Origin of the sequence: Pseudoalteromonas sp. T1lg22 (assembly GCF_002964645.1) — a bacterium.
GTDB lineage: Bacteria > Pseudomonadota > Gammaproteobacteria > Enterobacterales > Alteromonadaceae > Pseudoalteromonas.
In genome coordinates this window covers 269,696-280,579 of sequence record NZ_PQBY01000010.1, presented here as the reverse complement: position 1 = coordinate 280,579, position 10,884 = coordinate 269,696, and the positions used below count along the sequence as shown (strand labels likewise).

Annotated in this window: 6 protein-coding genes; 3 read left to right on the top strand and 3 right to left on the bottom strand. The window is 50.5% G+C overall.

From position 1 onward, the window contains the following. Positions 1 to 619: 619 nt before the first annotated feature. Entirely contained in the window at positions 620 to 1,924 is a 1,305-nt protein-coding gene (locus C2M24_RS07100) for an inosine/guanosine kinase (protein ID WP_105200838.1), read from the bottom strand. Between the two features lie 142 nt (positions 1,925 to 2,066). Here C2M24_RS07100 and tadA point away from each other — a divergent pair, with 142 nt between their 5' ends. Beyond that, on the top strand, positions 2,067 to 2,573 hold the full coding sequence (gene tadA, locus C2M24_RS07095) for a tRNA adenosine(34) deaminase TadA (protein WP_105200837.1): 507 nt from the start codon (positions 2,067 to 2,069) through the stop codon (positions 2,571 to 2,573). Here the strand turns inward: tadA and C2M24_RS16085 are convergent. Both C2M24_RS16085 and mltF read right to left on the bottom strand, forming a co-directional pair. Then, positions 2,570 to 2,740 (bottom strand): hypothetical protein, encoded by a 171-nt coding sequence (locus C2M24_RS16085; protein ID WP_199774376.1) that lies wholly within the window; start codon positions 2,738 to 2,740, stop codon positions 2,570 to 2,572. The two genes, tadA and C2M24_RS16085, sit on opposite strands and share 4 nt — an antisense overlap. Positions 2,741 to 2,800: 60 nt before the next feature. Continuing rightward, on the bottom strand, positions 2,801 to 4,189 hold the full coding sequence (mltF, locus tag C2M24_RS07090) for a membrane-bound lytic murein transglycosylase MltF (RefSeq protein WP_233997972.1): 1,389 nt from the start codon (positions 4,187 to 4,189) through the stop codon (positions 2,801 to 2,803). Positions 4,190 to 4,389: 200 nt separating this feature from the next. On the opposite strand from mltF, the gene purL reads away from it, so the two are divergent. Beyond that, positions 4,390 to 8,274 carry a phosphoribosylformylglycinamidine synthase gene (purL, locus tag C2M24_RS07085; protein WP_105213764.1) on the top strand — a complete coding sequence of 1,295 codons (3,885 nt, stop codon included), beginning with the start codon at positions 4,390 to 4,392 and terminating at the stop codon, positions 8,272 to 8,274. Positions 8,275 to 8,444: 170 nt separating this feature from the next. Then, positions 8,445 to 10,880 carry a YdbH domain-containing protein gene (locus tag C2M24_RS07080; protein ID WP_158683706.1) on the top strand — a complete coding sequence of 812 codons (2,436 nt, stop codon included), beginning with the start codon at positions 8,445 to 8,447 and terminating at the stop codon, positions 10,878 to 10,880. Positions 10,881 to 10,884 lie beyond the last annotated feature (4 nt).

Sequence of the window (10,884 nt, the reverse complement as noted above, 5' to 3'; positions counted from 1 at the left end):
ATAGTGTGGCATTTGCCATGTGAAAGTAGGTCATCACCAGGCTCCTATTCAGAAAAACCCGCTCAATGAGCGGGTTTTTTGCTTTCTGGCTTATGACTACAAAGCGGTTTATAACCAAGCTATAACACTCGAATAGCTGAGCCTTATTGTTATATAAGAGGTGGCGCGGTTGAGAGTGGTTTCAACAATACGTCCCTGTCGCTTGGTTACATCGGTCATCCATGACCTCACCTCAGTAAGCTGCGAAGCTGTGCTTCGGTCTTACTTCGCCTAATTAAAGAAACCCGTTGCAGCAATGCAGCGGGTTTTTTGCGTTTGTAGGTCGGCCTTTTAGGCCGACATTGCGGCATGGATCTGCACCTTTTTGGGGTTATCGGCAATATGCTCCTGTATTGCTCTACTATCGCCCTCTTTGTCGGGGTAAACCCCGACCTACAACGGGGTGAACGGCAATGGTTTATCAGGCCGGCTAGGTCACTGCACCTGCGTTGCCTATTGTCGGCCTAAAGGCCAACCTACAATCCAAGGCAGCAAAGATGGAACCATAACATGGCTGGTTTGGCGGGCAATAAAAAAGCCGCTATAAAAGCGGCTTAATATAATGGTTCAGAAGAATTACTTACTGTTCCCAGTAAGCCTGTTCTAAACAATCTTCACGTTCTGGTAGACCACGGGTTAAGCGTGGAGAGTGCTGTACCAATACTTCGTAGCTGGCACGGTTTGCATACTTGCTGATCTGCGCCAAAGACGAGTAGGTGATCGCTGCATGTTCATGCTTGGCCGAGTTGGGCACATTCAACTTATGATATTCATTCGCGCTGATATCGTGTAGCACGGCGGCCAAGGCACAATCGCCGGCACCATTGGTGTTTTTAATGCTGTCCGGTCCACCCATAAACGGAGCGGTATGGCTGTATGCTTTAATCGGAGTGTCGCAGTCCTGCTTGCGCATGGCACGGGAAAATTCGTAGCGATTAAAGTCGGCAATGGCGCCAGGCAATAACGGATACTCGGTTTCACGCTGGCATGACTCATCGACATAACCGGCCATAAACATGCCTTTTTCACCTGCGGTACAGATCACCAGGTCAACCCAATCCAAGGCCTTGTCGGCGGCCAATAGGGGATCTTCAAAACCTGTGATGGCTTCCCCTTCTTCCTCATTCATGGCGAGGATATCAACGTGCTTTTGCACAAACTCAGCCCACCATGTGGGGTCTTGTTCGATCAAAAAGCGGGTGCCCAGAGTCAGTACCACGGGGACGCCGGCATCATTGGCGTATTTTACCGCCTGCATGGTGGCGTCGGTCATGGTTTCAGCTCCTTGAGTACGCATAAGGTAGGCGCTGATCACTAGGGCCGAAGAGTCTTGGATAAGCTCTTTATCTATGGACTCGGGACGAAGATGGTTCATTAGTCCGGCACTGATGGCAAAGGTACGCTCACCACTTTCATCGATCAGGGTAAAGCAGCGGCCGATAGGGCCATCCACGGGCTGCAGATAATCTAGGTCAACACGGCTTGAGGTATTGCAGAGAAAACGATAGGCATAGCTGCCTATTTTGATGTTTTCACTCATAACCCCAAGCAATACCGAGCGATCATCGGCCAGCACAGAATAATTGTGCATGGTATTGCCTATGGTGCCACCGGCAAACTCGTAGTCGATCATCTCGTTGAGTTTAAGACGATCGTACAAGGCATTGGTGGTTTCACTGTCGATCACCTGAGACATGCCTCGACGTAGACCAAACTCATCAAGAAAAGCTAAATCGACCTTGGCTTCAATATCGACCACGATCTGATCAATACCGACAATGTAGCTGCGTTTAAGGCGCGACTCGGCATTGATTTGATTGGTAAGTGGATCTTTCTCTTCCACCGGAAAATAATGTTTGTGTCTTCGACGACCAGGAAACTTCATGACTTACCCGTTTGCGGTATTCATAGAACAAAAAAAGCGGCGAATTATAGCCTAAATTAGCCCTCGCAGGCTATGCCATGGCTTATAAAATTGCCCGAAATAGCGATATAATCACCGCTTTATTGTAGCTATTTGAGCGAATATGAGTGAATTTGATGACAAGTACTGGATGCAAAAAGCATTGGCTTGTGCACAACGTGCTGAACAAATAGGAGAAATTCCCGTTGGCGCGGTGGTGGTGAAGGATAACCAGCTGATTGCCGAGGGCTGGAATCAATCTATCACCTTGAACGACCCATCCGCCCATGCGGAAATGATGGCGATTCGCGCTGCCGGAGAAGTGCTCAATAACTACCGTCTGATTGATTGTACCCTCTACGTTACCTTAGAGCCTTGCTCCATGTGTGCCGGGCTTTTGGTGCATAGTCGTATCGACCGTTTGGTCTTTGGTGCCACGGATCTTAAAACCGGCTCGGCGGGGTCGATTATGAATCTGGTACAGGAGCCGCGCTTAAACCATCAGCTTGAGGTGACCTCGGGGGTACTGGCTGAGGAATGTTCGGCGCAGTTATCGGCGTTTTTTAAACGTCGTCGGCAAGAGCATAAAGAATTGAAGAAAGCGCGACAGCAGCGCACGGAGGAGAATTAAGACTCCGCCATACGCTGTTGCTCTAGCTCTTCCATTTGCTGGGCGGCAAACATACGGCAACGCCAGAGGATTTTACTGTGAGTGTTCTTTCTTAATACGCGACGACGTTTGGCACTAGAAAGTTGCACGCGTTGTTTAAAGCTATGCGTTCTGCGACGTTTCAACATAGTACTACTCCTGAAAGTGAGAGGGGAGAGCTACCATAACATCACGTTTAAGTGACAGTTTTATGGCATTCCTGCTGATTCTTCCGTGGCGCTGGCATCAGCGACATCCAGAGCTTGGTTTTCATCTAACCACACTAAGGTGTCGTAGTAGCGCCTTATATTATCTACGTAGGTTACGGCAACATCTCCACGCGCATAACCATACTTTGTTGTTCGATAATAGCGTTTCTTCACCAGCAGCGGTAGGTATTTTTTAACGTCGGCCCATTTGTCCGGATCGTCACCGCCGCGTTCGGTTAAGGCTCGGGCGTCGTTCACATGACCCCAGCCGACATTATAAGAAGCTAAGGCAAACCAGGTGCGATCCGGTTGTGGAATACGATCCGGCACCCGTTCTAGTAAATAGCGCAGATACTTGGCGCCGCCATCAATATTTTGTTCCGGCTTAAGACGGTTTTTAACCCCTACCTGCTTGGCGGTGGGCAGGGTCAGCATCATGATACCGCGAACCCCGGTGGGGGATTTCGCACGGGGATCCCACATCGACTCCTGGTAGCTTAGTGCCGCCAACAGACGCCAGTCGAGCTCATGGGCATATTGCTTAAACCAAGGCGCGTATTTAGGTAGGGTATCGGCCACGGCCTCAATAAAGGCCAGGGTATTCACATAGTTGAACTGGCGTACATGACCAAAGTATTTTTCTTCTAACGCATAGAGACGACTATTTTCTTTTACCTCGCCGAAGAACTCTATCATCAGGGCATAAAGAGAATCATCATCGTCTTTGCGCATCAGCCAGGCTATGGGGTCATTACGGGTGACCGAAAAGCCGATGCTGAGATTGGGGTGATAACGGCGAAACAGCGCCAGGGTATGAGAGTCCGCCAGGGTGTAATCGATTTCGCCATCGATAATGGCCTGCAGCAATTCGGCTTCATCCAGCTCATCTGTTTCATCCCAGGTGAGTTGCGGAAATTGCTTTTGTGCTCTGAGCAAACTTTGCGAGTGGCTGCTGCGCGCTAAGACGGTGAGCTTGCCTTCCAGGTCTTCGAAATCCCGAGGGCGAGGGCGCCCTTGTTTATACACCAGTTTCTGGCTGATGGTGCGATAGCTTGGGCCAAAGCGATAGTGCTCGGCCCGGCTCGGTGAGTAGCCGATCCCCGAGGCGACTAAATCAAGGGAGCCGTTATCTAGGCGCGCAAACATATCACTGAGGCTGAAAAAGGGCACTATATCCAGCTCAACGCCCATATAGTCGGCAAACTCCTGCGCCAACTCATATTCAAAGCCTTGCTCGCCCTGAGTGCCATGGTAATAATTACTGGCGCCGGCCAAGGTACCCACTCTTAGGGTTTTGGTGTGATAAATATGTTCCAGTTGCGTTGGTTGTTGTGGCTCACTACAGCCAAAAAGTGCCACTAAAGCAATTGATAACAAAAATAATCTCACAGCCAGCCCCTGTCGCTTTGTAAGCTACTCTTATAACAAAACCAAGGCCTTGCGTCACCACTACTTTGCGGCAATACGAGTAACATCATTAAATGCGGACAATCGTCCTTGTCGCGCGCCCTTTAACTCGCATTTTAAGGGAAATTAAGTATAATGCGCGGCAACTGTCGTTCAATCCTTAACCCCGGATGATAATACCTATGTTGATCCTTCGCGGTGCGCCAGCACTTTCCGATTTTCGCGTTCAAAAAGTGCTTACTCTGTGTAAGCAAGCTAACCTTCCCGTAACCGATGTCTATGCCGAGTTTATGCACTTTGCTGACCTAAAAGCAGAGTTAAGTGCCGACGAGCACACTAAACTTGAGAAGCTACTGACCTACGGGCCGCATATTCCAGAGCACGAGCCGCAAGGTACGCTGATCCTGGTAACACCGCGTCCAGGCACGATTTCACCTTGGGCTTCTAAGGCCACCGATATCGCCCATAACTGCGGTCTAACTCAGGTTCACCGCATCGAGCGTGGTATCGCCTACTATGTTGAAGGTGACTTAAGCGCCGAGCAGCAGCAAGAAGTTTCTGCTCTGCTACACGACCGCATGACCGAAGCGACACATAGCACACTTGAAGAAGCCAGTAAGCTGTTCACCAATGAGCAGCCGCGCCCAATGTCATCGGTTGACATTCTAGGCGGTGGCCGTGAAGCGCTAGCAAAAGCAAACGTTGAGCAGGGCTTTGCCTTAGCGGACGACGAAATCGACTACCTGGTTGAGAACTTCCAGAAGCTAGGTCGTAACCCGAACGACATCGAACTATTTATGTTCGCCCAGGCTAACTCTGAGCACTGTCGTCACAAGATCTTTAACGCCGATTGGACTATCGACGGCGTAGAGCAGCCTAAATCGCTGTTTAAAATGATTAAAAACACCTACGAGCAAAACAGCGTAAACGTATTATCTGCTTATAAAGATAACGCCGCAGTAATGAAGGGCTCGGTAGCGGGTCGTTTCTTCCCTGATTTTGTTGGTGAATACACTTATCATCAGGAAAACATCGAAATCCTGATGAAGGTTGAAACTCACAACCACCCAACGGCTATTTCTCCTTTCTCTGGTGCCTCTACCGGTTCTGGTGGTGAAATCCGTGATGAAGGTGCAACGGGCCGTGGTTCTAAACCAAAAGCGGGTCTGGTTGGTTTCACCGTATCTAACCTACGCATCCCTGGCTTTGAACAGCCGTGGGAAACCAAGTACGGCAAGCCGGGTCGTATCGTTGAAGCCCTTGATATTATGATCGAAGGCCCACTGGGTGGCGCGGCGTTCAACAACGAATTTGGTCGTCCAAATCTGCTAGGTTACTTCCGTACCTACGAAGAATTAGTAAACAGCCACAATGGTCAGGAAGTGCGTGGTTACCACAAGCCAATCATGATCGCCGGTGGTCTGGGTAATATCCGTACCGAGCACGTACAAAAAGGTGAAATCCCTGTTGGCGCTAAGCTAATTGTACTGGGTGGCCCAGCGATGAACATCGGCCTGGGTGGCGGTGCTGCTTCATCTATGGCATCGGGTCAGTCTAACGAAGACCTGGACTTTGCCTCTGTACAACGTGAAAACCCTGAAATGGAGCGTCGTTGTCAGGAAGTGATCGACAAGTGTTGGCAACTAGGTGATGACAACCCAATCGCCTTTATCCACGATGTGGGCGCGGGCGGTCTATCAAATGCCTTCCCTGAGTTGGTAGACGACGGTGGCCGTGGTGGTATTTTCGAACTTCGTAATGTACCAAACGATGAGCCGGGCATGGCGCCACACGAAATCTGGTGTAACGAATCACAAGAGCGTTATGTTCTTGCAGTAGCAGAAGAAAACTTCGAACGTTTCGAGCAAATCTGTAAGCGTGAGCGTGCGCAATATGCGGTTATTGGTACAGCGACCGAAGAGCGTCACCTGCGCGTAGCCGACTCACACTTCGGCAACAACCCGGTAGATCTTCCTCTTGAAGTACTACTTGGTAAAGCACCTAAGATGCACCGTGACGTAACGTCAAAACAAACACAAGGTGAAGCGCTAGAGACTGCTCAGATTACAGTAAAAGACGCGGTTCAACGTCTACTTCGTTTACCTGCGATTGCAGAGAAAACCTTCCTTATCACCATTGGTGACCGCTCGGTAACAGGTTTGGTTGCGCGCGACCAGATGGTTGGCCCTTGGCAGGTGCCGGTAGCAAACTGTGCGGTAACAGCCGCTGCATTTGATACCTACCATGGTGAAGCCATGTCTATGGGTGAACGTACACCTGCTGCACTGCTTAACTTTGGTGCTTCCGCTCGTCTGGCGGTAGCCGAGTCACTGACCAACATCGCCTGTGCAGATATAGGTTCACTAAACAACATCAAGCTATCTGCAAACTGGATGGCTGCAGCGGGTCACCCGGGTGAAGATGCGGGTCTTTACGAAGCGGTAAAAGCCGTGGGTGAAGAGCTGTGTCCAGCACTTGGCCTGACTATCCCTGTTGGTAAAGACTCAATGTCAATGAAGACCACCTGGCAGGATAACGGTGAAGACAAGGCGGTAACTGCGCCACTATCACTGGTTATCACTGCGTTTGGTCGTGTTGAAGACATTCGTAAAACGGTAACGCCGCAGCTTCGTAGCGACAAAGGCGAGTCAACCTTGCTACTTATCGACCTGGGCGCTGGCCAAAACCGTATGGGTGCATCTAGCCTGGCACAGGTTTACAAGCAACTTGGCGACAAGACCCCTGACGTTGATAGCCCAGAGCTACTAAAAGGTTTCTTCGAAGCCATGCAGGCGCTTGTAAGCGAAGAGAAACTACTTGCTTACCATGACCGTTCAGACGGTGGTTTATTCGTAAGCGTCGCGGAAATGGCGTTTGCTGGTCACACAGGTGTGACGCTTGAACTAGACGCGCTAGCCGGTTCTGACCTTGAAGTGCTATTCAACGAAGAGCTAGGTGCGGTTATTCAGGTTCGCAATAGCGACTTGGATGCGGTTAAAGCGGTACTTGCTAATCACGGTCTTGCGGCAATGAGCCACGAGATTGGTACCTTGAACGATGCCGACCAGCTAATCATCAAGCGCGGTGGTGCTGCACTTGTTGATAACAGCCGTACCGAGCTTCGTCTAGCTTGGGCTGAAACTACGTATCAGATGCAGTCTCTACGTGACAACCCAGCTTGTGCACAGCAAGAGCATGACGCAAAAGCGGATGCGAAAGACCCAGGTCTGAATGTGAAGCTAAGCTTCGACATCAATGAAGATGTTGCTGCGCCTTACATTGCTACCGGTGCTAAGCCGAAAATGGCTATCTTGCGTGAGCAGGGTGTTAACTCTCACGTTGAAATGGCGGCGGCATTTAACCGTGCCGGCTTTGCGGCCATCGACGTACATATGAGCGACATCCTTGAAGGTCGTTTGACTCTTGAAGAGTTCAAAGGCCTGGTAGCTTGTGGTGGCTTCTCATACGGTGACGTACTAGGTGCCGGTGAAGGTTGGGCTAAGTCGATTCTATTCAATGACATGGCTCGCGAGCAGTTCCAAACCTTCTTTGAGCGTAAAGATACCTTCAGCCTTGGTGTATGTAACGGCTGTCAGATGATGTCGACACTACGCGAATTGATCCCAGGCACAGAGCACTGGCCACGTTTCGTAACCAACCAAAGTGAGCGTTTCGAAGCCCGTGTTGCCCTAGTTGAAGTACAAGACAGCCCGTCTGTGTTCTTCAATGGTATGGCCGGTTCACGTATGCCTATCGCTGTTTCTCACGGTGAAGGTCGTGCCGAGTTCGCTAACGATGCGGCAATCCAAACTGCGGTTAACTCAGGCACAGTTGCGGTTAAATACGTGGACAACTACGGTAACCCAACCATGCAATATCCGGCGAACCCGAATGGTTCTCCAGAGGCAATCTCGGGTATTACTTCTACCGATGGTCGTGCAACAGTAATGATGCCACACCCAGAGCGTGTATTCCGCGCCGTGGCCAACTCATGGCACCCGGATGAGTGGAAAGAAGATAGCCCATGGATGCGTATGTTCCGTAACGCACGTAAGCACATTGGCTAACACCTGGATTAATTTTTGGGTTAATTACCAAAGATAACAAAAAGGCTGCATTTGCAGCCTTTTTTGTGTGCGGCGTATTCAGTTTCTCCGTGTTAGTATTAAGCCAAAGGTTAAGCTAAAGGAAGGCTATGCTGCGGAAGGCTTTTTTAATATTACTTGGAGTAATCTTAGTGCTTGTCACCGCGCTTGCGGTGGCCTATGGGTTTCGCAGCGAACTCACCCATATGCTGGCCAAGCATTATTTGCAGCATCAGGGCGCCACGCTGACCTGCGCGCGCTGGCAATGGGGCTCCCAGTTGTTAGCCATAGATGCCGACCGGCTGTGCCTCGAATATCAGGGTCATTCTTTGACCTTGGAAGACGTCACCCTAACGCCGACGGCCCTGCATATAGCGAGAGCCCATGTTCAAGCGGGTCCCATCGCCAGCGATGATGACCAGGATAAACAAGCCAGCCCCTGGCAACCGGCACCCTTGGCCTTATTGCTGCCCCTAAAAAGACCTTTACTGAGCATAGCCCAAGCCAAGGTCAGCTTTGTCGACTTCAGTCGTCCCATGACATTCGCTATTGAAGAAACCCAAATCAATCATTTTCAAATCACGGGTGATATCCAGGGCCAATGGTTGCTCAAAGCTGATGCCATTGAGGTAGACGTAGCCCTTGCTCGTGATTTCACTAAGGTGTTGGGCGAGTATATTAAAACGCAGCAAAATCATGCCCTGGACTGGCATGCGGATGTGGACCAATTAGCGCTCAAAGGCGAGTTTTGGGGTAATAGCCTGGATGCAACTTTAGCCCTGCATCTTGATGGTGAGCTGCGCAGCGAGCCGCATTGTTTATGGCAGCTCGCCAGTCGGGGCCAGGTGCATATTCAATCCGAGGATATGCAGCAATACCTTATTACGGCACAACAGCTGAGTACCGAGCTCGGAGCTTTGAGTCATTGTCAGGCCCTTGATAAGTACAGCGCCTACCTGGGAGAGTTGGCCGAAACTCGCTGGCAGCTTAATAGCCGACAGCCATTAACAGTGCATATGAACGGTGAGTTTAACTTGCCTGAGCTGAGCATGGCTAACCGGGCGGGACGGCAATCCGTGCTTATTGAGGCAAACAACAGCCAGGGCAACTGGCAAACCCTGACCTTAAGCAGTGAGTATCTGTTGGCGGCGCAATTGGCCAGTATCGGCTCGCTGCAAAGCCAGGGCACCCTGACCGATAAGCAAGTGCAGGGGCACTTCCTAGGTCAAGTAGCATTGCCGCCGCAACCCGAACTCGAATATCAGCCGCTGCAGGCACAAGGCCAGTTTGGTTACGATTATCTGGGCTCCGGGTGGATGCGCGCTGATGTAAAAACACCCGCCTTAAGCTATCAGGATTATCAGTTAAAGAGCCTGGCGCTGACCCTGGATGCAGCCCTGGATCTTGATGGCCAGCTAGAAGCCGAACTCACCACATCGGTAGCTGTGCTTAACAGCCCGCAGTTGAAGGCGCGTACCCTGACGCAGCAATATCAAATCGGTGCTAATGCGCTCGGTAATGGCGAGCGACAGGCTAAGGTGGAGGTGCAAAGTCAGGTAGCGGATCTTGAGGTTAAAGGTGTGCGTGTAAGCGGCCTGAAGCTCGATAGCAATTTAGCCATCGGCCGAGTTATCGGGGGTACTCACCTTGCTTCTTGGCAAGGAGTTGAGGCGCTACTTAAACATAATTGGAGCGACAATGCCCATGCCTTGAATCTGGTTGTTAATGACACCGAACTGAGCTCTTTTATGCCCTTGGTACAGCAGCTTGAGCCCGAACTGGTGTTCGGCGGCGGCACCATGTCATTGCACCTTGAGGGTGATGCGCTGCTAGAGCGCTTTGACTGGCAAATGGATATTAATAACGCCGAGATTTTGTATCAGAATTACCTGGCTCAGTCTCTTAACATGGCCCCCACAGGCAGTGTGAATTCAGGCGCACTTCAGCTCGAAACGACTAAGTTTACCCTAAGTGAAGTGCGTGCCGGTCCGATACTTAAAGAGGTATCTGGTGAGCTGGGGATGGATAAGGATCTCTATGTCACGCAAATGCAGGGCAAGCTCTTCGATGGCCGTTTTGCCTTGGATAAACTCTATTTAACTGGGCTGGAAAAGGAACGCAAACCGGCCCTGCTGCGCCTTGATGGGATCCGTGCCGAAAATGTTTTGGCCCTGGAGCCACAGCAGGGCATTAGTGTGAAAGGGTTGTTGGCCGCAGAGTTGCCGCTGCGTTTTAACGAGCAGGGGGTGAGCATAGAAAATGGCCGTATCTATTCCCAGGCCGCGGGCAAGCTGACCATAGATAACAACGCCGCCTTTAATGCGGTCAAGGAGCAGCAGCAACAGTTAGGGCCCATGTTGGCCATGTTGGAAAACTTGGATATTAACAGTATTAATGCCGATGTTGATTTAACCCATGATGGTTGGTTAACTATGGCGATGCAACTAAAGGGAGAAAATCCCGAGCATCAACAAGAAGTTAATTTTAACTATAATCATCAGGAAAATATCTATACCCTATTCAGAGCGCTGCGCTTAAGTGACGAAATCACCAAAAGAGTAGAGCGAGAGTATCAAGCGAAGGAGTAAAGCA